The organism is Pseudomonas sp. UBA4194 (assembly GCF_002379585.1).
In the GTDB taxonomy this organism is placed as follows: Bacteria; Pseudomonadota; Gammaproteobacteria; order Pseudomonadales; family Pseudomonadaceae; genus Aquipseudomonas.
Genome location: NZ_DFUE01000011.1, coordinates 18709 through 40798 on the forward strand (window position 1 = coordinate 18709; position 22090 = coordinate 40798).

Below are 22090 nucleotides of genomic sequence, written 5' to 3' on the forward strand. Positions count from 1 at the left end.
GTTGTGTGAAGCCGATGCCGTATTACGTCCAGCGCCTAATCGAACTTATCAAGCGCTACCCTGGCGTCATTGCCCTGGGTGGCTTCATTTCCGGTATCGGCAGCTTTGTGCTGGTAGATCGCCAGGCGGGCCTGGCCAGCTGGATCGCCGTGGTCATGCTGCTGACCTGGGTCTGGCTGATGCTGGAGAACACCTTCACGCAACTGTTCACCCGGGTATTCAAGCGCGAGATCCCGCAGCCGGTGTTGCGCTACGCGACGCAGATGATTCACCAGGAAAGCTTGTTCTTCGTCCTGCCGTTTTTCTATATCACCACCACCTGGAACAGCGGTCAGCTGATCTTCACCGGCTTGCTGACGCTGGCAGGCCTGGTGTCGATCATCGATCCGCTTTACTACAAGTGGGTCGCCCCGCGGCGCTGGCTGTTCATGGCCTTGCATACCCTGACCCTGTTCGCGGCCATGTTGACGGCATTGCCGATCATTCTGCACCTGACCACCGACGAAAGCTTCAAGTTGGCCCTGGCCACGGCGATGCTGTTGTCGTTCCCCAGCCTGGCGGTGAGCTTCCCGATCAATCACTGGCGGCGTGGCGTGGCACTGTTGCTGGTGACGCTGGCCATCGGTGGCGCCGGCTGGATGCTGCGCTCCTGGGTGCCACCGGCGACCCTGTGGCTGACCGAAGTGGCGGTGACCACCGAGCTGGACAACCAGAATCGCACCCATGGCGACAGCCTCGATACCGTGACCGCGGCACAGGTGCGCAGCTCAGGCTTGTATGCCTACACAGCGATCAATGCCCCGCGCGGGCTGGACGAGCGCATTTATCATGTGTGGCAGCAGAACGGTAAGGAAGTCGACCGCATCGCCCTGGATATCCATGGCGGCCGCAAGGAAGGCTACCGCGCCTGGACCCACAAGCAGAACTTCCCGGGCAATGTGGCCGGTAACTGGCAGGTCCGGGTGCTGACCGAAGACGGTCAGATCGTCGGCGTGCTGCGCTTCAAGGTCACCGACGACGCGGCTCAGGCCGCCGTGGCGCCAAAGAACCAGTAGCACACCACGATCGCGGCGATCACCCCGGCCAGGTCCGCCAGCAACGCGCAGCCCACCGCGTGGCGGGCACGCTGGATACCCACTGCACCGAAGTACACCGCCAAGACATAGAACGTGGTTTCGGTGCTGCCCTGGATGGTCGCTGCCACCAGTGCGGGAAAACTGTCCACGCCATGGGACTGCATGGTTTCAATGAGCATGGCGCGGGCGGCGCTGCCGGAGAACGGCTTGACCAGGGCCGTGGGCAGGGCATCGACGAAGCGGGTGTCCATGCCCAGCCACTGGATCAGGTGGCGAATGCCGTCCAGGCCGAATTCCAGCGCGCCGGATGCACGCAGGACACCCACCGCGCAGAGCATCGCCACCAGGTACGGCAGCAAGCTCTTGGCCACATCGAAGCCTTCCTTGGCGCCCTCGACGAAGGCTTCATACACCTTGACCTTGCGCAATGCGCCGATCACCAGGAACAGGATGATCAGGCCAAACAGCGTCAGGTTGCCCAGAATCGAGGACAACCCCGCCAGCGCGGTGGCTGACAGCGTGCCGAGGAAGGCCATGAAGGCGCCCAGCAGCAGGGCGCCGGGGATCATGTAGGCCAGCACCACCGGGTCCCACAGGCGCAGGCGCTGCATGAACGCTACCGCCAGCAGGCCGACGATAGTGCCCACGGTGGTGGCCAGCAGGATAGGCAGGAACACCAGGGTGGGGTCCGGGGCGCCTTGCTGGGCGCGGTACATGAAGATCGACACCGGCAGCAGCGTCAGTGACGAGGCATTGAGGACCAGAAACAGGATCTGGGCGTTGCTCGCCGTGGTCGCACTGGGGTTGAGTTCCTGCAGCGAACGCATCGCCTTGAGCCCGATGGGCGTGGCGGCGTTGTCCAGGCCCAGGCCGTTGGCGGCGAAGTTCATGGTGATCAGGCCCAGGGCCGGATGTCCGCGGGGGACTTCAGGCATCAGGCGAGCGAACAACGGACCGAGCACCTTGGCCAGCCAATCGACGATGCCGGCCTTCTCGGCGATTTTCAGGAAGCCCAGCCAAAGCGTCAGGGTGCCGAACAGCAACACCATGACTTCTACCGACAGCTTGGCCATGGCGAACAGGCTTTCGACCATGGCCGCGAAGATGCCAGCGTTGCCGCCCACCAGCCATTGGCCAAAGGCAGAGATGGCTGCCACCAGAAAAAAACTGAGCCACAGGCCGTTGAGCATCGGGCGTTCCCCTGTTTTGAAGATGCCGGGGATGATAGCCCAAAGGGGGTGGTGAGTCTGTGGGGGTGGGGTGAATGTGGGGGCGCTATCGCGGGCAGAGCCCGCTCCCACAGGCTCTGCCGCGCCTGCAGGTTATTCCGGGGCGCGCTGGCCTTCGGCTGCTACCGCCTTGCTGCGCAGGTGGGGCAGTGAGTTCCAGTAGCGTTCGCCCTTGGCGTCGTCGTACATGCCTTCCCAACGGGCGATGACCAGTACGGCCAGGGCATTGCCGATCACGTTCAGCGCGGTACGGGCCATGTCCATGATGCGGTCGACGCCGGCAATGAATGCCAGGCCTTCCAGCGGGATACCCACACTGCCCAAGGTCGCCAGCAGTACCACGAAGGAAACCCCGGGCACGCCGGCGATGCCTTTGGAGGTGACCATCAGGGTCAGCACCAGCATCAGCTGCTGGCCGACGGACAGATCAATGCCGTACAGCTGGGCAATGAACAGCGCCGCGATGCTCTGATACAGGGTCGAGCCGTCGAGGTTGAACGAGTAACCGGTCGGCACCACGAAGCTGCTGATGGCCTTCGGTGCGCCATAGGCTTCCATCTTCTGGATCACGCGTGGCAACACGGTCTCGGAGCTGGCGGTGGAGTAGGCCAGCACCAGCTCGTCCTTGAAGATGCGGAACAGCTTGAACACCGAGAAGCCGAACAGCCGGGCAATCAGGCCCAGCACGCCGATGGCGAAGAACAGGATGGCAACGTAGACCAGGATGACCAGCTTGGCCAACGGCAGCAGGGAGGCGAAACCGAAGTTGGCAACGGTGACGGCGATGAGTGCGAAGACGCCGATGGGTGCGTAGTTCATGATCATGTGCGTGACCTTGAACATGGTTTCCGACACGCCCTGGAATATCTTCACCAACGGCTCGCGGGTTTCGCCCGGCAGGCTCGACAGTCCCAGACCGAACAAGACCGAGAAGAAAATGATCGGCAGCATGTCGCCACGGGCAATTGCCGCGAACACGTTCGAAGGGATCAGGTTGAGGATGGTGGCGATGAAGGCGTGATCATGCTGCACCTCGGCCGTGGTTTTCTCGTACTGGGAGATATCCACGGTGCCCAGGGTGCTCATGTCGATACCCAGGCCTGGGTGGAAGACATTGGCCAGGCCCAGTCCCACCAGGATCGCGATGGTGGTGACGACTTCGAAGTAGATGATGGTCTTGAGACCGATGCGGCCCAGCTTTTTCGCGTCGCCGACACCGGCGATGCCGACGATCAGGGAAGAAATAACGATCGGGATGACGATCATCTTGATCAGGCGAATGAAGATATCGCCTGCCGGTTGCAGCACATTACTGATCCACCAGGTCTTCTCGGCACTGAAGTGATTCAGGAACGCCCCCAGGGCGATGCCCAGCACCAATCCGATGAGAATCTGCCAGGCGAGGCTCAGTTTTGCCTTCTTCATGTCGTTACCCTTTTCAAGTCAACTCGTAATGCCCGGCGGGCAGCAATCAGCGGCTCGCTGGACATTCGTAGAGGGTCTTCCCCGGCCAGTGCCTGAGCGGTCTGGCCAACGAAAAAAGGCGCAACTATTCAGATGCATCCGCGCATCGTCTAATGCCGGAAATGACTACCCCATGCCTAATCGGCATAATCTTTTCGATGTGTGGACGGTTCAGCCGTGCGAGAGCACCTATGCGTTCGGATTGCCGATGCCGGGAGAGGGCGCGCACAGCGGCCTGGGAAAACCCGATAAAACAGACAGATAGAATCGTTCGACAATCCGAACGGTTATCCAAAGGAAAGGCTTGATACAAATAAATGCGATGGATGGCCTGCTGATGCAGGGCGCATGAGCGGTGCGCAAGTCCGACCTTCTCTACAAGGTACACGGACCTGCGCAACGGCTGTCACCTGACCCGGCCCAGCGGGAGGCACTCCCTGTACCCCTAGATCACTCCGATTCAACTGCATCAGAACAACCCGGCCCCATGGTCATGACGGGCACGTTATGGGCACCCGCCATTTGCTCCGATGCTTGCAGGTCGACGCTACGGTTCCCTGCGAACGCATCGGGTCAATACCAGTTCGGATCCTTGCGCAGCTGCTCCATGAGCATCTGCTGCATGCCCTCATCGGGCTTGCCCAGGAAGCGATACGTCGCATGGCGCGTCGGCGATTTGTCAGCCGGAAGCCCGGCAGGGACTTCCACCAACAGCGCGTAGGCATCTTCCTTGTCCATGCTGAACGCCACCAGCAAGCGCTTGCTGCGACAGCCATCAGATGTCTCGCAAAGCGGGCCCACCAGGTAGCTGTCGCCGTCTTCCTCGACAACGGTCATCTGTTCAGGGGAAGCACCGCTCAGATTGATAATCCAATCTGGCAGTCGCTCCTCATTCTTGACGACTCCCTGCCAGGTATCGCGGTACTCGGTGCTCGAGCCGAGCAGCTCGTTGACGCGAGACTGGCCATCGTTGGCCGCCGATGCCATTGCACTGCTACCCAATAGCAGTGCAATGGCAACTCCCTTGAGCGTCATGCTGGCCATGGTCAGCCTCGACCGCGACGGCCAAAGATGAACGAGGCGATGAACAACACCAGGAATACAACGAACAGGATCTTGGCGATACCTGCGGCGGTGCCGGCGATACCACCGAAGCCCAGTACAGCAGCGATGATGGCAATGATCAGGAATGTGACAGCCCAACTCAGCATGGTATTACTCCTTGGTTTTTGGAACTCTGTGGAGGCTACTGCCACCGGTTACCGCCTGGTTGAATCCAGGCGTGGAAAAATCGGATCAGTTCGTGATCAAAAGACCCAGCTCTGGGTATGGGGAGCCGGCTCGGTGGATTGCACACGTTCGATGTTTTGTGCGGTCTGCGGACCTACCCATTGGGCACTGGCGGGGTTGAGCCGCGCGGTATCTACCAATCGGGTCTGCGAGGGCAGCAAATGCTGGTCGGGCTGTGCTGCAACCCAGCGACCGTACTGTTGAACCGCCACCAGCGTGACCAACACCGCAAGCACCAGAAACAGCACCTGACGTACTGGCTGGGAAGAAGCGGACACTTGGGCGGCGTATGGGCGGTTCATCCAGTAACTCCTTCCACGAGGTGGCATCATTCGTTGTTCGTGGAAGAACTATTGCAGCCTGCATGCCAACCTTTGCTACATAAATAATCTTATATAAATCAATAGCTTACAAAACTATTACTGCCAGTCCGACTAGCAACCTGCACGATACCCCCTGTAGTGTCGGGCTATTTGCACGATCAGATTACGGGCTTGGAAACCTTCAGCAGATCGGCATCGACACCGCGCACCCCACGGATGTTGCGCGCCACCTCTACCGCGAGGGTTTTCTGCTCGGAGCTGGTCACTTCACCCTTGAGACTGACCATGCCAGTGCGGGTCTCGACATCGATTGCCAGGCCGTCGAGGTCTCGGTTGAGCACCAGGCTCGCCTTGACCTTGCTGGTCACCCAGGTGTCGCTCAGGGCCTCTTCGGTTTTTTTGGCCTGGGTTTCGGCCCGGGTGGTGGCCGTGTCGGCAGCGCCGAGGCTGATGAGATTGTTGACCTGGTAGACACCATCGGTATTGGTTGCCAGTGTTCCGGCCAGTTGCTTGGCATCAGCGGTCTGAGCCTGGCCCTTGAGTGTCACTACCGAGTCGTTAGTGGTGACCACGATATCCAGCGCCTGGGTACTGGTATTCCATAACAGCTTGGACTTGACGATGGCGGTCAGGGTGGCGTCTTCCAGGTGCTGGGCGAACTGCTGTCGCCCGCCGGCGTGTTCGGCCAGTTGCGGGTCCAGGGCCAATTGGTTGTCGACCTTGTCGATGCCTTGGGTGTTGAGGGCAACCTGCTCGGCCAGTTCCTTGTCCACTTCGTCTTCCACTTTGCCAGTCAGGGTGGCGGTACCGTCGGCGACTTTCACGCCAAACTCGAAACCACTGAGTTGGCGATTCAGCGCCAATGCGGTCCAGATCGATCCCTCCTGCCGGGCCGCCTGTAACTGGCTCGTAAGGTCTGCGGTGGCCGCTTGAGTGGACAGGGAAGAGAAAGCCAGCAACGCCGTGGTTGCGGTGGCCAAGGCAAGTCGATTGAAGCCGTGCATGAAAGGTCTCCTTCAAATTCAGAACATCGGATGAACGTGGCAATGCCTGTGCCAAACTTTTTTACTGCTGAAAGATCTGACAATTCATAGAGTTAGAAATGTCCCCTGGTTATAGCTACCATGCAGGCTGCCGAATCGATCAGAATCGACCATGCAACCTGCCCGACTTTTCCGGGACTAACGAAGAAATTTCTCAAAGGAGCGTCGGTAAATGGAATCTGGCACGGAGCATAAAGGCCGCATTCTGCTGGTGGACGACGAGTCCGCCATCCTGCGTACCTTCCGTTATTGCCTGGAAGACGAGGGCTATAGCGTGGCGACTGCCAACAGCGCGACCCAGGCCGACACCCTGATGCAACGCCAGGTCTTCGACCTGTGCTTCCTGGACTTGCGCCTGGGCGAAGACAACGGCTTGGACGTGCTCGCCCAGATGCGCATTCAGGCGCCTTGGATGCGCGTCGTCATTGTCACCGCGCACTCGGCAGTGGACACCGCAGTCGATGCGATTCAGGCCGGTGCCGCGGACTATCTGGTCAAACCTTGCAGCCCGGACCAACTGCGCTTGGCCACAGCCAAGCAACTCGAAGTTCGCCAGCTGTCGGCGCGGCTCGAAGCGCTGGAAGGCGAGGTGCGCAAACCCAAGGATGGCCTGGACTCTCACAGTCCGGCGATGATGGTCGTACTGGAAACCGCGCGCCAGGTCGCCGGTACCGATGCCAACATTCTGATTTTGGGTGAATCCGGTACGGGCAAGGGCGAGCTGGCCCGGGCCATCCACGGCTGGAGCAAGCGCGCCAAGAAAGCCTGCGTGACGATCAACTGTCCCTCGCTGACGGCTGAACTCATGGAAAGCGAGCTGTTCGGTCACAGCCGCGGCGCGTTTACCGGCGCCAGCGAGAGCACCCTGGGTCGCGTCAACCAGGCCGACGGCGGCACGCTGTTTCTCGACGAGATCGGCGATTTTCCGCTGACCTTGCAGCCAAAACTGCTGCGTTTCATTCAGGACAAGGAGTACGAGCGCGTCGGCGACCCGGTCACACGCCGAGCGGACGTGCGCATTCTGGCCGCGACCAACCTCAACCTCGAGGACATGGTGCGCGATGGCCGCTTCCGCGAAGACCTGCTCTACCGTCTGAACGTCATCACCCTGCACCTGCCGCCGCTGCGTGAGCGCAGCGAAGACATCCTGACCCTGGCTGACCGTTTCCTGGCGCGTTTCGTCAAGGAATACGCGCGCCCCGCACGAGGCTTCAGTGAAGAAGCTCGCGCCGCGCTGTTGAACTACCGCTGGCCGGGCAATATCCGTGAACTGCGCAACGTGGTGGAGCGCGCCAGCATCATCTGTGCCCAGGAGCGCGTGGAGATCAGCCATCTGGGCATGGCCGAGCAACCGGCCAACAATGCGCCGCGCATTGGCGCAGCCTTGAGCCTGGACGAGCTGGAAAAAGCCCATATCGGCGCGGTGCTGGCGACCAGCGACACCTTGGACCAGGCGGCGAAAACCTTGGGCATCGACGCTTCGACGCTGTACCGCAAACGAAAACAGTACAACCTATGAAACTGGCGATGAAGCTGCGCACGCGGCTGTTCCTGAGCATTTCGGCGCTGATCACCGTGGCGTTGCTGGGGCTGATCCTGGGGCTGGTCAGCGTGATGCAGATGGCAGCCTCCCAGGAGAGCATGCTGCGCAGCAATTTCATCACCCTGGACGTTGGCCTGAAGATGCGCCAGAACCTGGGCGACCAGCTGGTGATGATGCTGGACGCCGATCCCGATACCCATGCCATCGAGCGGGCGCAGGCGCAATTTCAGACCCTGGTGGATCAGGGCATTGCCCACGAGCAGGAGCATGGAGATCATTTTGGCTTTACCCAGTCGGCCAATGACTACCAGGCTTTCCTGGAGGAATATCGACGCACCGCCCAGCGCGAACTGCCGCTGAGCCAGAATCCACCCCTGAGCCAGGCCTTCAACACCCTTCGCACCGGGCTGATCGCCTCTTACAAGCAAACCCTGTTGACAATCACCACCCTGGAACAGCAGGCGCATCACCGCGCCATGCTGGTCTCCGGGCTGCTGGGCATGGTCGGCCTGGCGGTGCTGATCATCGGTTTCTTCACTGCCCATGGCATCGCGCGACGTTTCGGCGAGCCCATCGAGGTGCTGGCCAAGGCCGCCGATGACATCAGCCAGGGCAATTTCGATGTGAAGTTGCCAGTGTCGCCCGCCGCCGAGCTCAACCAGTTGGCCAGCCGTTTCGGCACCATGGCCGACGCCCTGCGCCAGCATCAGGCGACCAATGTCGATGAGCTGCGCGCGGGTCAGCAGCGTTTGCAGGCCGTGCTGGACAGCATCGATGATGGCTTGCTGATGATCGATCGCGAGGGCCGGCTGGAGCATTTGAACCCGGTCGCCCAGCGTCAGCTTGGCTGGAACGACCACCGCCGGGGCATGGGACTGGGTGCCGCGCTCGAGCGCCCCGACCTGGACGAACAGCTCAACCTGATCCTGCGTGGGGGCACCCTGGAACGTGCACTCGAAGACCTGAGCTTCGAGGTCGACGGCGAAGCGCGGTTGATGTCCTACAGCCTGACGCCGGTGACGCACACCGAAGGGCATATCCTCGGCGCGGTCATGGTGCTGCATGATGTCACCGAGCAGCGCGCCTTCGAGCGCGTGCGCAGCGAGTTCGTGTTGCGCGCCTCCCATGAGCTGCGCACGCCCGTCACCGGCATGCACATGGCTTTTGGCTTGCTGCAGGAGCGGGTGCATTTCGATCCGGACAGTCGCGAGGCTGACCTGCTGACCACCGTGAACGAAGAAATGCAGCGCTTGATGCAGTTGATCAACGACCTGCTGAATTTTTCCCGCTACCAGAACGGCCTGCAGAAGTTGACCCTGGCGCCGTGTGCGCTGGATGACTTGCTCAACCGCGCCCATGAGCGTTTTGCATCCCAGGCCGGCCACCGAGGCATCGAGCTGACGGTTGAATTGCAAGAGGGCTTGCCACGGCTGCATGCCGACCAGGCACAGCTGGACAAGGTGCTCGACAACCTGGTGGACAACGCCCTGCGCCATACGCCCGAGCAGGGCCATATCCGCCTGCAGGCGCGGCGGCACGCTGACCGGGTGATCATCAGCGTCGAAGACAACGGTGAAGGTATCGCCTATGGGCAGCAGGGGCGCATCTTCGAGCCATTCGTGCAGGTGGGCCGCAAGAAAGGCGGCGCTGGGCTCGGGCTGGCGCTGTGCAAGGAAATCGTCCAGCTGCACGGCGGGCGAATGGGCGTGTATTCGCGGCCGGGGCAGGGGACGCAGTTCTATATGACGTTGTCGATCTAGTCGCAGATGTTCGGCGGCTCGGCGGGCGCCATCAAAGGCACTGCTCGCATCCACACGGCACCCTGAAGAGCCCCCTGTGGGAGCGGGCTCTGCCCGCGATGAGGCCAGATGCCCTGACAGGGATACCTAGGCTTCATCCTCCACCCGGCGCCCCACCCGGCGCCTGCCTTTGGTGATCAGTTCCTTGAACTGCCGGGCATTCAGCGCCTGGGCAAACAGCCAGCCCTGACCGAAATCAACGCCCTCGCTCTTGAGCAGCAAGGCCTGGGTTTCGTACTCGATACCTTCGGCAATCACGCCCAGATCCAGGGCATGGGCCATGCGGATGATATGTGGCGCCACACCACTGCTTTCGACGTCGTCGCCCAAGGCATCGATGAAGGCCTTGTCGATCTTCAGGCAATCCACCGGCAAGCTTTGCAGATACGCCAGGCTGCAGTAACCGGTGCCGAAGTCATCGATCAGCACCTTGTGCCCGACGTCGCGCAGCGATTGCAGGTTGTCGCGGGCAACGTCGACATCGATCAACGAGCGTTCGGTCACCTCGAAAGCGATCTGCTGTGGCGCCACCCGGTACAGGGAAAGTAGCCGGTCGACCACATGGCCGATACGCGGGACTTCCACATCGCAGGCCGCCAGGTTGATCGAGATATACAGGTGGGGATTGGCCCGCAGCAACTGGCCCAGCTGCTCGAGGGCCTGTTGCAGTACGAAGTCGGTGATCTGGCGGATTTGCCCACTGTCCTCGGCCAACGGAATGAACAGATCGGGACTGGTCAACGTACCGTCGGGACGGCGCCAGCGGACCAGGGCTTCGGCACCCACGCAGCGGCGATTGCTCAGGTCGAAGATAGGCTGGTAGAGCACCTGCAATTCACCCCGGCGCAGCGCGCCATGCAGTTCTCCGCCCATGGAGCGGCGCTGCTGAATCAGCTGCAGCACCAGCCAGCCGATGCACAAGGCGACCACCAGGCTGCCAGGGAACAGTAGCCACAGCGGCGTATTGAACTTGGGCAGCACGTTGCTGCGTGGGGTGATCAACACCAGTTGGAAGTCGGGGGACTTGGTGGACATTCGATAGATGAGCCGGTCAGGCGTCACCTGCAAGGCGTCTTCGGCATCGGCTTTCCAGCCGGAAACAGGTGGCCAGGGCTGGCTGGGCCCCAGCACCGGGATGGCCCGACGGCCCTGGTCGAGAACCACCAGCAAGCTGCCGCCGGCAGGCAGGTCGACCACGTCGGTCAGGTGGCCCCGCGAGGTGGAAACGCGAAAGGGCCCCCGGCCCAGCATCAAGGCTGCCCAGTTGTCGTTGGGCTGGGTGGTGGTATTGAGCCAGTAGCTGTAGGTGAAGCCCTGGATGTCCGGCGCGCGATTGAGATCGGCCACGTCCTTGCCCTGGCGGTTGGAGCAGCGCTGCTGGCCATTGTTGAAGGTGGCCTCGAAGACGAAGCGGTAGTCGAAGCCGATCTTCTCCAGTGCATCCATCATCTGCGGTCCGCAATGGCGGACCGGCTGGGCCTCGAGAGCGTCCACACCTTCACGCAACTGGCCGAATATCTGCTCCAGACGCAGCAGGAAGCGTTCGCCACTGGCATTCATCTGCTGGCTTTCGCTTTGCTGGATCTGATGCGTGATCAGGGCAAAACTGGCGGCGCACAGCAGCAAGGCGCTCGCCAATGCAGCAAGCATGGCCAGCACCCAGGGACGGTAGATAAATCTGCGGAGGCGCAACAGTGCCACTGACATCGACGTTCATCCAGATTGATACAGCAATGTATATCAACTGGATGACGTTTAGCGCGTCATTTGCGTGCCGGTTGCGGCTATTTCCCGTTCAGCACCTGCAAAATAGCGGCACTTTGTGCGTCAGGCTCGCCGTTGTACAACTCGGGACGGAAGTGCATCTGGAACGCCGCCAGGACGTGACGGGTAGCGATGTCGAGTTCACCGGTCTGCGGCACTGCATAGCCGAAGCGGGCCAACTGCTGCTGATACCAGGCAATGCTCGGTGGGTTCAGGTCGAAATAGGCCTTCTGCCGGGCCACCGCGTTGGCGTTCGGCCAGACCCCAAGGCCCGCGTCCGCCAGGCGCTTCCAGGGGAACAGCGGGCCGGGGTCCATTTTGCGCAGGGGCGCGATATCGCTGTGGCCGATGATATTGCGCGGGGCGATCCCGTTGCGCTGCACGACGTCCTTGAGCAAGGCAATCAGCGCTTGCACCTGGCCTTCGGTGTAGGGATACCAGACACGGCCAGCCGGGGTGTCCTGGTAGCCGGGGTTGACGATCTCGATACCGATGGAGCTGGAGTTGAGCCAGGTCCGGCCATCCCATTCGCTCTCGCCGGCGTGCCAGGAGCGGCGGCTCTCGTCCACCAGCTGGTAGACGGTTGGCGGCTGGTCACCGATCAGGTAGTGACTGCTGACCTCGCCGCGGGTGAGCAGCTCGAGCGAGCGCTGGGTGGAGGCGGAGGTGTAGTGCAGCACCACGAACTGGACACGGTTGTCCTGGTTGGCGGAAGGGTGGCTACGATCGATGACCAGGCCAGTGGAGCAACCGGCCAGTAGGAGAGTGCCAAGAATCAGGGCGAGCAGCTTCATGGTGGGTACAACGCGGGCAGTGGTTATAATGCAATAGTGTAACGGAATTGGGCGTTTGGCGTCAGCGGGGGTGGAGGATCGCCTCAGGGCAAAACCCGGATCACGGTGCCAGCTCCACGCGATTGCGGCCCGCATCCTTGGCGCGGTAAAGGGCTTGGTCCGCACGTTTGAGCACGACGTCAGGGTTGTCCCCCGGCCGGAACATCGCCAGGCCGGCGGAAACCGTGATGGTCACTCGCTGCCCTTTGAAGTGAAATGGGCAGCGCTCGATGGCTTCGCGCAGGCGGTTGATCAGACGTGCTCCGGCGCCCAGCTCGCTGGCGGGCATCAGGATGACGAACTCCTCGCCGCCGAAACGGGCAATGAAATCATCGCCACGCAGGCCTTTGCGCAGCACGTTGGCGATGATCTTCAACACCTTGTCGCCAGCCTGGTGGCCATAACCATCGTTGATCGACTTGAAGTGGTCCAGGTCCAGTATGCCGAGCAGCAACTGGCCACCGTCGCTGACCAGGCGAGCCTGTTCCCTATCGAGGCGCTCGCTCCACGCCGCGCGGTTGGGCAGGCCCGTGAGGGGGTCGATCAGCGCTTTCTGTCGCTGCTCTTCCAGGTGCTCGCGGTAGCCCAATGCTTCCTGCTCCATGCTGGCGACCCGCTCGGCCAGCCCCTGCAGGCGAGCGGCGACTTCCTGCTCGCGCTCATCGCGCTTGAGGCGGTGCTGGTCGATGGTGCCCAACAGGCCTTCCAGGCGGTGCTCCAGGATATGCTTGAGGCCCTGGACGTCGGTAGCGCCCTGCATGCTGCTTTGCAAACCATCGACCTGTTCGCGCAACTGGTTATCCAGCGCCTGCGCTGCGCTGCGGCTGTCGGCATGGCCGTCGCTGGCGGCTTGCAGGTGGCCTTGAAACAGCTCCAGGCGCTCGTTGAGCTGTTGCAGATAGGTCTCGAATTCGTGCTGGCCACTGTCGTTGATTGCCAGCATGAGCACGGCGAGGTCATCCAGTACGGGCAGTAATTCGTACCAGTTGAGGCCGTGCTCCAGGCGCTCGCGCATCGAGGTGGCCTGGGGTTGGTAGCGCTCGGGAAGGCTCAATTCGCCGAGCAAGCCCAGCAGCGTCTCTTCGATATGGGTGGCCACCGAGCTGTAGGACGGCTCGGCAGACGCGGGCAGGGCGTAGAGCGGGTCTTCGTCGGGATCGTCGGGATCGATCGCGGCCAGTGCCTGGGCCATGACGTCGGGCAAGGGCAGGGTGTCGAGGAATGGGACGGCCCGGATGTGGGTCGGTGAGGTGGTTGAGGCCTCCGGGAGATCGGCGATGGAGGGTTTCCTCACCTCAGCCCGCTCCCTGGGGGAGAGGGCACCGTCCAGGGTGGTGGCGGATGATGCGTGCTGGGCATCTGCAACCTGGGGAGCAGGTTCGCGTTGCGGATCGGAACCGGGCTCCCGGGTAGCCAATGCCGGCGGTTCATCGTCGGCTTGCGCTGGCGGGCTGGCCTGGGGTGCGAGCGTGCCATCGTCCTGCTCCGTGCTGCCGAACAGCCGCTGCAGCAAGCCGGGGCGCTGCGCATGCACGGGGGCTTCGAAGGCGTTCAGTGCCTGCCCCTGCAAGCCACTGAGTTCGCCCAGCAACAACGGAATCTCCCGTGCCTGACCCGCACGCTCCTCGAGACCCTTGGCCAACTTCTTCAGGGGTTTGCTGACTTCACGGGGCAGCGGCAGGGCCTGCAACTGGGTGACCAGCGCATTGAGCGCAGTACCGATCTGCTGGACACGCACCTGACGGCGCTGTTCGGACTCCAGCACGGCGGTTTCCAGACGTGGAATCAGGCCGGCGAGCCTTGCGTCCATGTCATCGGTACGCACCACCTCGCGCATCTCCTTCATGCAGGCATCCACGGCGCGGTCGCTGCCTTCGGCGGCCAGGGTGCTGCGTACCAGGCCGCGACGCAGCAGGTCGAGCCGGGCATTCCAGCGTCGCTCGAGTTTTTCCTGCTGGTCGACGCTCTTGAGGTACTTCTCTTTCCAACGCTGGGCGTCTTCGCTCATGCCAGCGGCCTGCCAGGATCAGGGCTCAAGGCAGGATAGGCGTCCGCCACCAGCGAGTCCGGCAACCGGATCTCCACCGCGACGGGCAAGTGGTCCGAAATCGGCTGGGCCAGCACCTGGAATTTCTCCAGGGTAAGGGTGGGGCTGAGCAGTATGTGGTCCAGGCAACGTTGTGGACGCCAACTGGGGAAGGTGGCCTCGGCCTGGGGTGCAAGCAGGCCCAGGTCACGCAGTGGCGAATTGAGCAACAGGTCGTTGGCGTGGGTGTTCATGTCGCCCATCAGAATCTGGTGGCGATAACCGCCGATCAGTTCGCGAATGTAGGCCAGCTGCAGCATGCGCGTCTTGGTACCCAGCGCCAGGTGCATCATGACCACCACCAGCGCATCCTCGCCTTCGCCAAAGCGCGCCAGAATCGCGCCGCGCCCGGCCGGACCGGGCAGCGGGTGATCTTCCAGGCTCCACGGGCGCAGACGACTGAGCACACCGTTGCTGTGCTGGGCGAGCTTGCCGAGGTTGCGGTTGAGCTGCTGGTACCAGTAGGGAAAGCCACCCAGCTGGGCCAAGTGCTCGACCTGGTTCACGTAGCCGGAGCGATGGCTGCCGCCATCGGCCTCTTGCAGGGCAACCAGGTCGAAATCGGCGAGCAGGGCGCCGATCTTCTGCAAATTGGTGCCGCGGCCGACATGGGGCAACAGGTGCTGCCAGCCGCGCGTCAGGTAGTGCCGATAGCCTTGGGTGCTGTTGCCCACCTGAATGTTGAAGCTGAGCAGGCGCAGACGACCGTCTTGCGGGAGACCGCTGGCCTGCAGGTGTTGCTCGTTGACCCGTGGATCACACAGGCCAGCGACTCGTTGGCTGCGAAAGCGCCGCACCGGGAATGGCGCCGCTTACTTGGCGGCGCGCTCCTTGGCGATCAGCTGGTCGGCAACGTTCAGGGTTTGCTCCGGACCGCCGGCGGTGCCCAGGTCGAAGCGGTACTTGCCGTTGACGATCATGGTCGGTACGCCGGAAATCTCGTATTTCTTGGCGAGCTCCTTGGCCTTGGCGATCTGGCCTTTGATGGCGAAGGAGTTGAAGGTTTGCAGGAACTTGTCCTTGTCGATGCCCTGAGTGGCGACGAACTCGGCCATGTCTTGTGGGTCGGTCAGGCGCTTGTGTTCTTTCTGAATGGCGTTGAACACCGCGTTATGCACCTTGTGCTCGACCCCCATGGCTTCCAGGGTCAGGAACAACTGGCCGTGGGCATCCCAAGGGCCGCCGAACATGGCGGGGATGCGAACGAAGTTGACGTCGGCGGGCAGTTTCTCGACCCAAGGATTGATGACGGGCTCGAAGGCGTAGCAATGCGGGCAGCCATACCAGAACATCTCGACGACTTCGATCTTGCCCGGTTCGGCGACAGCAACAGGGCTGGCCAACTGAACGTAGGTCTTGCCGGCTTCCAACGGTACATCGGCGGCCTGGGCGGTGACACCGAAAGCGCTGGCAAAGGCCAGTACGGCGCCGAAAATCAGATTACGCATGCGTGACTCCTGAGCAGTGATGTACACCGGGTTGCGAACAGCGATGAGACTGGGCCAGCCGGATTCAGTTCGCTAGTGTAACGGCTGTTGTGTCAAAAAAGAGTGGCTGCGCGCAGCGATTAAGGGAATTTCATGGGGAAGCAGATGTAACATTTGGTGTGCTCAAGGCGCCCCATCGCGGGTAGAACCTGCTCCCACCTTCAATGCAGCCCTTGAATGTACGCCGCCAGCGCCTCGATCTCCTGGTTGCTCAGCTTCGCGGCGATCGCGCGCATGACCAGGCTGTCGCCGTCGTTGACGCGCTTTCCTTCGCGAAAATCAGTCAGCTGTTTGGTGACATAGGCGGCATGCTGGCCGCCCAGGTGCGGGAAGCCGGCCAGGCCGTTGCCGGTGCCATCCGGAGAGTGGCAGCCGGTACAGGCTGGCAATCCCCTGGCCAGGTCCCCGCCGCGAAACAGCTTTTCTCCGCTGGCCACGAGCGCTGGATCGGCGGCGCCTACCGACGGCTTCTGGCTGGCGTACCAGGCAGCGATATCAACCAGCGCGTTATCGTCGAGGTTGTTCAGCATGCCGGTCATCTCCGGCACGGCACGGCGGCCCGATTTGATATCGTGCAGCTGCTTGTTCAGGTATCGTTCGCCCTGGCCCGCCAGTTTCGGGAAGTTGGGCGCGGGACTATTACCGTCCGGTCCATGGCAGGCGGCGCATATCGCCGTGTTGACCTGCCCCGCCGCCGGGTCGCCGGCCGCAAGTGCCGTGCTGGTTGCCGCGAGGGTCAACAGCAGGCTCATTATTATTTTTCTGCTCATCGGCTGATCCAACCACGAAGGGTAAGAGTTGGGACCCTGTGTAATATGTAGCAGGCTCAGCCGCTTTTCGCCTTGCCCGGCAGCACTACCGGGCAAATTCACCCACCTGTTCTGCGGCACTATATACTTCGCCCCATTGCAACGGGCTTAGCCCCCACCGGAAATCACATGCAACTGAAGAATCCCATCCTGGGCCTGTGCCAACAGGCTACCTTCTCACTCAGCGCGGCCAAGGTCGACCAATGCCCGGATGATGAGGGTTTCGAGGTCGCGTTCGCCGGCCGTTCGAACGCCGGCAAATCCAGTGCCTTGAATACGCTGACCCATGCCAGCCTGGCACGCACCTCGAAAACACCGGGCCGCACCCAACTGCTGAACTTCTTCAATCTGGACGATGAGCGCCGCCTGGTCGACCTGCCAGGTTACGGCTATGCCAAGGTGCCGATCCCCCTCAAGCAGCACTGGCAGCGCCACCTGGAGGCGTACCTGGGCAGCCGGGAAAGCCTCAAGGGCTTGATCCTGATGATGGACATCCGCCATCCCATGACCGACTTCGACCTGTTGATGCTCGATTGGTCGGTGGCCAGCCACATGCCCATGCACATTCTGCTGACCAAGGCCGACAAGCTGACCTACGGCGCGGCGAAGAATACCCTGCTCAAGGTTCAGGCGGAAATCCGCAAGGGCTGGGGGGATGCGGTGAGCATTCAGTTGTTCTCGGCACCCAAGCGTCTGGGGCTCGAAGAGGCCTATACGGTGTTGGCGCGCTGGATGGAGTTGCCGGACAAGGAAGCCGCCGAGGGCTGAATTTCAGGCAAAAAAAACCCCGGACTTCGTATGGGGAGGGGGAAGTCAGGGGTTCAAGTTCCGGACCGCTAGGGTGAGGTCCAGATATCTGCCAACACTTAACACAACATAGGAGCATCGAAAGGCTTCTCAGCCAATCACCACTTCTGACCGGAGATGGCAGGGGGAGTTCCTTGGCAGATGAAAACTATTTGCGATAAGTCGTTGGTTTCATGTGGAGTTCAGGGTTTTCATGTGCGGTGGTGACGGGGCTGGCGCTTTCGCGGCTGGACGCCGCTCCTACAGGGGGGCGCGGTGTCTGTAGGAGCGGCGTGCAGCCGCGAAGGGGCCGGGACCGGCGCTACGAAATCTGGATGCGCTGGTGACGGGCGGATCGATCAGTGCGCCTCGTCCCAGTTCGAGCCGACGCCGACTTCCACCAGCAGCGGCACGTCCAACTGCGCCGCACCGCTCATGTGCGGGCGGATCTGGGTGCTGATCTGCTCGACCAGGTCTTCACGCACTTCCAGTACCAGTTCATCGTGCACCTGCAGAATCACCCGGGCATCCAGGCCGCTTTCGGCCAACCAGCCGTCCACCGCCACCATGGCGCGCTTGATGATGTCGGCAGCCGTGCCCTGCATCGGGGCGTTGATCGCGGTACGCTCGGCGCCTTTGCGCAGGGCCGGGTTCTTGGCGTTGATGTCCGGCAGGTACAGCCGGCGCCCGAACAGGGTCTCGACGAAGCCCTGTTCGGCCGCCTGGGTACGGGTGCGCTCCATGTAGTCGAGCACGCCGGGGTAGCGGGCGAAATACCGATCGATATAGGCCTGCGACTGCTTGCGGTCGACGCCGATCTGCTTGGCCAGGCCAAAGGCACTCATGCCGTAGATCAAGCCGAAGTTGATCGCCTTGGCGCTGCGGCGCTGATCGGTCGTCACCTCGGCCAGTTCCACGCCAAACACTTCGGCAGCCGTGGCCCGGTGCACGTCCAGATCGTTCTGGAAGGCATGCAACAGGCCGGCATCCTTGGCCAGGTGGGCCATGATGCGCAATTCGATCTGCGAGTAGTCCGCCGCCAGCAGGCGATAACCCGGCGCTGCTACGAAGGCCTGGCGGATACGGCGGCCTTCTGCGGTGCGGATGGGGATGTTCTGCAGGTTCGGATCGCTGGACGAGAGCCGCCCGGTCGCCGCCACCGCCTGGTGATAGGAGGTATGGATACGCCCGGTACGCGGATTGATCTGCTCGGGCAGGCGATCGGTGTAGGTGCTCTTGAGCTTGCTCATGGAGCGGTACTGCATCAGCACCTTGGGCAGCGGGTAATCCTGCTCGGCCAATTCCGCCAGCACGGCTTCGGCGGTGGAGGCCTGGCCCTTGGCAGTCTTGTTGAGAATCGGCATGCCCAGCTTTTCGTAGAGAATCACCCCCAACTGCTTGGGGGAGCCCAGGTTGAACTCTTCGCCGGCGATGGCAAAGGCTTCGCGCTCCAGCGCTACCATCTTCTCACCCAGCTCGACGCTCTGGATGCCCAGCAGCTTGGCATCGACCAGCGCGCCCTGGCGTTCGATCCTGGCCAGCACCGGCACCAGCGGCATCTCGATGTCCTGCAATACCGGCACCAGGCTGGGTACGGCATTGAGCTTGGCCTGGAACAGCTGATGCAGGCGCAGGGTGATGTCGGCATCCTCGGCCGCGTAAGGGCCGGCCTGCTCCAGAGCGATCTGGTCGAAGGTCAGCTGCTTGGCGCCTTTGCCGGCGATGTCCGGGAACTTGATGGTGGTGTGGTTCAGGTACTTGAGCGCCAGGCTGTCCATATCATGACGCGTGGCGGTGGAATCCAGCACGTAGGACTCCAGCATGGTGTCGAACGCCACGCCCTGCACCTGGATACCGTTGGCTTGATCGCCCCCGATGGCGCAATTGGCCAGGATATTCATGTCGTACTTGGCGTGCTGGCCGACCTTGAGCTTGGCCGGGTCCTCGAGCAACGGCTTGAGGGCCAGCAGCACGGTGTCGCGATCGAGCTGCTCGGGCACGCCCATGTAGGAATGCGTCAGTGGAATATAGGCCGCCTCGTGGGGCTCGACCGCGAAGGAGATACCCACCAACTGGGCTTTCTGTGCGTCCAGCCCGGTGGTTTCGGTATCGAAGGCAAACAGCTCGGCCTGCTTGAGCTTGTCCAGCCAGGCATCGAAACGAGCCTGATCGAGGATGGTTTCATAACGCGCTTCGATGGCCGCGACCGGTTCTTCCACCGGCGCCAGCTGCTCGCCGGCGCGCTTGGCGTCGCGCTGCACTTCGTCGACCCAGCTGCGGAATTCCAGCTCGCTGTAGATCTCCATCAGCGCGTCGCGATCCGGCTCGCCGCACATCAGTTGGTCGACTTCGATATCCAGCGGGACGTCGATCTTGATGGTGGCCAGTTCATAGGACAGGAACGCCATCGCCCGGTGTTCCTCGAGCTTGGCCGGCAGGGTCTTGGCCCCACGAATGGCCAGCGTCGGAACCTTGTCGAGGTTCTCGTAGAGTTCCTTGAGGCCGCCGCCGATGCCCACCAGCAGACCCTGGGCGGTTTTTTCACCCACGCCGGGGACGCCGGGGATGTTATCGACCTTGTCGCCCATCAGCGCCAGGAAGTCGATGATGTGCTCCGGCCCCACACCGAACTTCTCTTTCACGCCGGGAATGTCGAGCACGCTGCCGGTCATGGTGTTGACCAGGGTGATATGGCCATCGACCAGCTGCGCCATGTCCTTGTCACCGGTGGAGATCACCACCGGGCGGTCCGCTGCCGCGCTGCTGCGCGCCAGGGTGCCGATGACGTCGTCGGCCTCGACGTTGTCCACGCACAGCAGCGGGTAGCCCAAGGCGCGCACAGCGGCGTGCAGCGGCTCGACCTGGACGCGCAGATCGTCGGGCATGCTCGGGCGGTTGGCCTTGTAGTCGGCGTACAGGTCGTCGCGAAATGTCCCGCCCTTGGCGTCGAATACCACCGCGAACGGGCTGTCCGGATACTGCCGGCGCAGACTCTTGAGCATGTTCAACACGCCCTTCACCGCGCCGGTCGGCATGCCCTTGGAGGTGGCCAGCGGCGGCAATGCGTGGAATGCCCGGTACAGATAGGAGGAACCGTCCACGAGGACGAGAGGAGCTTTGCTCATGAGCAGAATCAACCTTTTCGGCGAGCCCGGCGTTAGAATGCCCGGAACTATGACAACAAAGGGACAAGGTTATCATGCGCAACGTAAAACGCTCCTTGCTGGCTGCCGTTCTACTGATCAGCCCGATGATGACCCTGGCCGCGGACGACGCGCCTTCGGCCGACCCGGACGTGACCATCCGCCAGGACGGCGACAAGACCATCCAGGAGTTCCGCCAGAACGGGTTCCTGTACGCGATCAAGATCACGCCGAAACACGGCAAGCCTTATTTTCTGGTGCGCGCCGACGGTACCGATGACAATTTCATCCGTTCGGACCAGCCCGACATGCTGATTCCGGCCTGGAAGATCTTCGAGTGGTAAGGCTGCCACCCTCAACTTCAACCGGGCGCCGCGGCTGCGGCGCCAGTATGGGCAAATCTACGACATGTCTGTGTTCACACCCCTGACCCGCGCCGAGCTGGAAACCTTTCTCGCCCCCTATGGCCTCGGCCGTCTGCGGGACTTCCAGGGCATTGCCGCTGGCACCGAGAACAGCAACTTCTTCATCAGCCTGGAACAGGGTGAGTTCGTATTGACGCTGGTGGAACGCGGTCCTACCCAGGACCTGCCGTTCTTCATCGAGCTGCTCGACGTGCTGCACGATGCCGATCTGTGCGTGCCCTACGCCTTGCGCACCACCGACGGCGTGGCGCTGCGTGAGCTGGCGGGCAAGCCGGCGCTGTTGCAGCCGCGTCTGGACGGCAAGCACATCAAGACGCCGAACAACCAACACTGCGTGCAGGTGGGCGAGTTGCTGGGGCATATCCACACCGCCACCCAGGCCACGCCTCTGGAGCGCAAGACCGATCGTGGCCTGGCCTGGATGCTGGAGGAAGGCGCCACCCTGGTGTCCCATCTGGACAGCGGCCCGGCGGCGATGCTGCGTGATGCCCTGGCCGAGATCGAGGCGCATCAGGCTCAGATCCTGGCGCTGCCGCGGGCCAACCTGCACGGCGATCTGTTTCGCGACAACGTGATGTTCGAAGGAACCCACCTGACCGGGGTCATCGACTTCTACAATGCCTGCTCGGGACCGATGCTCTACGACCTGGCGATCACCGTGAATGACTGGTGCTCGGACGAGCATGGCGCCCTCGATGCTCCGCGCGCGCGCGCGCTGCTGGGCGCTTATGCGGCGCTGCGGCCATTCACGGCTGCAGAGGCGCAGCTGTGGCCGCTGATGCTGCGGGTGGCCTGTGTGCGGTTCTGGCTGTCACGGCTGATTGCGGCCGAGTCCTTTGCCGGGATGGATGTATTGATCCACGACCCCAAGGAGTTCGAAGAGCGGCTGAAGTTGCGCCAGCAAGTGGGGGTAGCGTTGCCGTTTGCATTCTAAAGTAGAACCCTCCCACAGGGCGTGCAGATCCCTGTGGGAGCGGCGTCCAGCCGCGA

General features: G+C 62.2%; 19 protein-coding genes. 6 read left to right on the top strand and 13 right to left on the bottom strand.

From position 1 onward, the window contains the following. Positions 1-14 precede the first annotated feature (14 nt). Positions 15-1055, top strand: coding sequence for a DUF5924 family protein (locus B3397_RS02585; RefSeq protein ID WP_414704336.1), 1041 nt, complete (start codon positions 15-17; stop codon positions 1053-1055). On the opposite strand, the gene B3397_RS02590 is transcribed toward B3397_RS02585, so the two are convergent. The 6 genes from B3397_RS02590 to B3397_RS02615 form a co-directional block, all read right to left on the bottom strand. Continuing rightward, complete coding sequence (locus B3397_RS02590) at positions 1025-2266, bottom strand: nucleoside recognition domain-containing protein (protein WP_296246998.1); 1242 nt, start codon at positions 2264-2266, stop codon at positions 1025-1027. The two genes, B3397_RS02585 and B3397_RS02590, sit on opposite strands and share 31 nt — an antisense overlap. 132 nt (positions 2267-2398) lie before the next feature. Then, the gene (gene gltP / locus B3397_RS02595) at positions 2399-3730 is read right to left on the bottom strand and encodes a glutamate/aspartate:proton symporter GltP (RefSeq protein ID WP_296247000.1); all 1332 of its coding nucleotides are present in this window, start codon (positions 3728-3730) and stop codon (positions 2399-2401) included. A gap of 612 nt (positions 3731-4342) precedes the next feature. Further along, positions 4343-4804, bottom strand: coding sequence for an inhibitor of vertebrate lysozyme family protein (locus B3397_RS02600; RefSeq protein WP_414704337.1), 462 nt, complete (start codon positions 4802-4804; stop codon positions 4343-4345). Positions 4805-4815: 11 nt separating this feature from the next. Further along, positions 4816-4980: a DUF1328 domain-containing protein gene (locus B3397_RS02605; protein WP_296247004.1), complete on the bottom strand. Its 165-nt coding sequence runs from the start codon at positions 4978-4980 to the stop codon at positions 4816-4818. A gap of 96 nt (positions 4981-5076) precedes the next feature. Further along, positions 5077-5361 carry a hypothetical protein gene (locus B3397_RS02610; protein ID WP_296247005.1) on the bottom strand — a complete coding sequence of 95 codons (285 nt, stop codon included), beginning with the start codon at positions 5359-5361 and terminating at the stop codon, positions 5077-5079. A gap of 179 nt (positions 5362-5540) precedes the next feature. Further along, the gene (locus B3397_RS02615; RefSeq protein WP_296247006.1) at positions 5541-6386 is read right to left on the bottom strand and encodes a BON domain-containing protein; all 846 of its coding nucleotides are present in this window, start codon (positions 6384-6386) and stop codon (positions 5541-5543) included. Positions 6387-6597: 211 nt separating this feature from the next. Here B3397_RS02615 and algB point away from each other — a divergent pair, with 211 nt between their 5' ends. Both algB and B3397_RS02625 read left to right on the top strand, forming a co-directional pair. Next, entirely contained in the window at positions 6598-7944 is a 1347-nt protein-coding gene (algB, locus tag B3397_RS02620; protein WP_296247007.1) for a sigma-54-dependent response regulator transcription factor AlgB, read from the top strand. Then, positions 7941-9728, top strand: a complete 1788-nt coding sequence (locus B3397_RS02625; protein WP_296247008.1) for a KinB sensor domain-containing domain — start codon at positions 7941-7943, stop codon at positions 9726-9728. The genes algB and B3397_RS02625 overlap by 4 nt, the downstream gene beginning before the upstream one ends. Before the next feature lie 126 nt (positions 9729-9854). On the opposite strand, the gene B3397_RS02630 is transcribed toward B3397_RS02625, so the two are convergent. The 6 genes from B3397_RS02630 to B3397_RS02655 all read right to left on the bottom strand — a co-directional run bounded on the left by B3397_RS02630 (position 9855) and on the right by B3397_RS02655 (position 16707). Next, complete coding sequence (locus tag B3397_RS02630) at positions 9855-11474, bottom strand: EAL domain-containing protein (protein WP_296247009.1); 1620 nt, start codon at positions 11472-11474, stop codon at positions 9855-9857. 77 nt (positions 11475-11551) lie between these two features. Next, a complete protein-coding gene (locus B3397_RS02635) occupies positions 11552-12325 on the bottom strand; it encodes an N-acetylmuramoyl-L-alanine amidase (protein WP_296247011.1) in 774 nt (257 codons plus the stop codon). 100 nt (positions 12326-12425) lie between these two features. Beyond that, on the bottom strand, positions 12426-14372 hold the full coding sequence (locus tag B3397_RS02640) for a GGDEF domain-containing protein (RefSeq protein WP_296247013.1): 1947 nt from the start codon (positions 14370-14372) through the stop codon (positions 12426-12428). Continuing rightward, positions 14369-15247, bottom strand: coding sequence for an endonuclease/exonuclease/phosphatase family protein (locus tag B3397_RS02645; RefSeq protein ID WP_296247015.1), 879 nt, complete (start codon positions 15245-15247; stop codon positions 14369-14371). Before B3397_RS02645 ends, B3397_RS02640 begins: the two co-directional genes overlap by 4 nt. A gap of 15 nt (positions 15248-15262) precedes the next feature. Next, positions 15263-15898 carry a thiol:disulfide interchange protein DsbA/DsbL gene (locus B3397_RS02650; protein ID WP_296247016.1) on the bottom strand — a complete coding sequence of 212 codons (636 nt, stop codon included), beginning with the start codon at positions 15896-15898 and terminating at the stop codon, positions 15263-15265. A 200-nt stretch (positions 15899-16098) separates the two neighbouring features. Next, positions 16099-16707, bottom strand: a complete 609-nt coding sequence (locus B3397_RS02655; protein WP_296247018.1) for a c-type cytochrome — start codon at positions 16705-16707, stop codon at positions 16099-16101. A gap of 168 nt (positions 16708-16875) precedes the next feature. On the opposite strand from B3397_RS02655, the gene yihA reads away from it, so the two are divergent. Beyond that, positions 16876-17514 (top strand): ribosome biogenesis GTP-binding protein YihA/YsxC, encoded by a 639-nt coding sequence (yihA, locus tag B3397_RS02660; protein ID WP_296247021.1) that lies wholly within the window; start codon positions 16876-16878, stop codon positions 17512-17514. 377 nt (positions 17515-17891) lie between these two features. Here the strand turns inward: yihA and polA are convergent, their stop codons facing one another. Then, entirely contained in the window at positions 17892-20657 is a 2766-nt protein-coding gene (gene polA, locus B3397_RS02665) for a DNA polymerase I (RefSeq protein WP_296247023.1), read from the bottom strand. Positions 20658-20782: 125 nt separating this feature from the next. Here polA and B3397_RS02670 point away from each other — a divergent pair, with 125 nt between their 5' ends. Both B3397_RS02670 and B3397_RS02675 read left to right on the top strand, forming a co-directional pair. Further along, positions 20783-21019 carry a DUF2782 domain-containing protein gene (locus B3397_RS02670; RefSeq protein WP_414704338.1) on the top strand — a complete coding sequence of 79 codons (237 nt, stop codon included), beginning with the start codon at positions 20783-20785 and terminating at the stop codon, positions 21017-21019. 64 nt (positions 21020-21083) lie between these two features. After that, the gene (locus tag B3397_RS02675; protein WP_296247027.1) at positions 21084-22034 is read left to right on the top strand and encodes a homoserine kinase; all 951 of its coding nucleotides are present in this window, start codon (positions 21084-21086) and stop codon (positions 22032-22034) included. Positions 22035-22090: the final 56 nt, after the last annotated feature.

Excerpts from the sequence above, each read along its gene's own strand:
- polA (WP_296247023.1), bottom strand. The coding sequence starts at position 20,657 with ATGAGCAAAGCTCCTCTCGTCCTCGTGGACGGTTCCTCCTATCTGTAC.
- B3397_RS02615 (WP_296247006.1), bottom strand. The coding sequence starts at position 6,386 with ATGCACGGCTTCAATCGACTTGCCTTGGCCACCGCAACCACGGCGTTG.
- B3397_RS02635 (WP_296247011.1), bottom strand. The coding sequence starts at position 12,325 with ATGAAGCTGCTCGCCCTGATTCTTGGCACTCTCCTACTGGCCGGTTGC.
- B3397_RS02655 (WP_296247018.1), bottom strand. The coding sequence starts at position 16,707 with ATGAGCAGAAAAATAATAATGAGCCTGCTGTTGACCCTCGCGGCAACC.
- B3397_RS02650 (WP_296247016.1), bottom strand. The coding sequence starts at position 15,898 with ATGCGTAATCTGATTTTCGGCGCCGTACTGGCCTTTGCCAGCGCTTTC.
- B3397_RS02670 (WP_414704338.1), top strand. The coding sequence starts at position 20,783 with ATGATGACCCTGGCCGCGGACGACGCGCCTTCGGCCGACCCGGACGTG.
- B3397_RS02585 (WP_414704336.1), top strand. The coding sequence starts at position 15 with ATGCCGTATTACGTCCAGCGCCTAATCGAACTTATCAAGCGCTACCCT.
- B3397_RS02605 (WP_296247004.1), bottom strand. The coding sequence starts at position 4,980 with ATGCTGAGTTGGGCTGTCACATTCCTGATCATTGCCATCATCGCTGCT.
- B3397_RS02675 (WP_296247027.1), top strand. The coding sequence starts at position 21,084 with ATGTCTGTGTTCACACCCCTGACCCGCGCCGAGCTGGAAACCTTTCTC.
- yihA (WP_296247021.1), top strand. The coding sequence starts at position 16,876 with ATGCAACTGAAGAATCCCATCCTGGGCCTGTGCCAACAGGCTACCTTC.
- B3397_RS02590 (WP_296246998.1), bottom strand. The coding sequence starts at position 2,266 with ATGCTCAACGGCCTGTGGCTCAGTTTTTTTCTGGTGGCAGCCATCTCT.
- B3397_RS02610 (WP_296247005.1), bottom strand. The coding sequence starts at position 5,361 with ATGAACCGCCCATACGCCGCCCAAGTGTCCGCTTCTTCCCAGCCAGTA.
- gltP (WP_296247000.1), bottom strand. The coding sequence starts at position 3,730 with ATGAAGAAGGCAAAACTGAGCCTCGCCTGGCAGATTCTCATCGGATTG.
- B3397_RS02625 (WP_296247008.1), top strand. The coding sequence starts at position 7,941 with ATGAAACTGGCGATGAAGCTGCGCACGCGGCTGTTCCTGAGCATTTCG.
- B3397_RS02640 (WP_296247013.1), bottom strand. The coding sequence starts at position 14,372 with ATGAGCGAAGACGCCCAGCGTTGGAAAGAGAAGTACCTCAAGAGCGTC.
- algB (WP_296247007.1), top strand. The coding sequence starts at position 6,598 with ATGGAATCTGGCACGGAGCATAAAGGCCGCATTCTGCTGGTGGACGAC.
- B3397_RS02630 (WP_296247009.1), bottom strand. The coding sequence starts at position 11,474 with ATGTCAGTGGCACTGTTGCGCCTCCGCAGATTTATCTACCGTCCCTGG.
- B3397_RS02600 (WP_414704337.1), bottom strand. The coding sequence starts at position 4,804 with ATGACGCTCAAGGGAGTTGCCATTGCACTGCTATTGGGTAGCAGTGCA.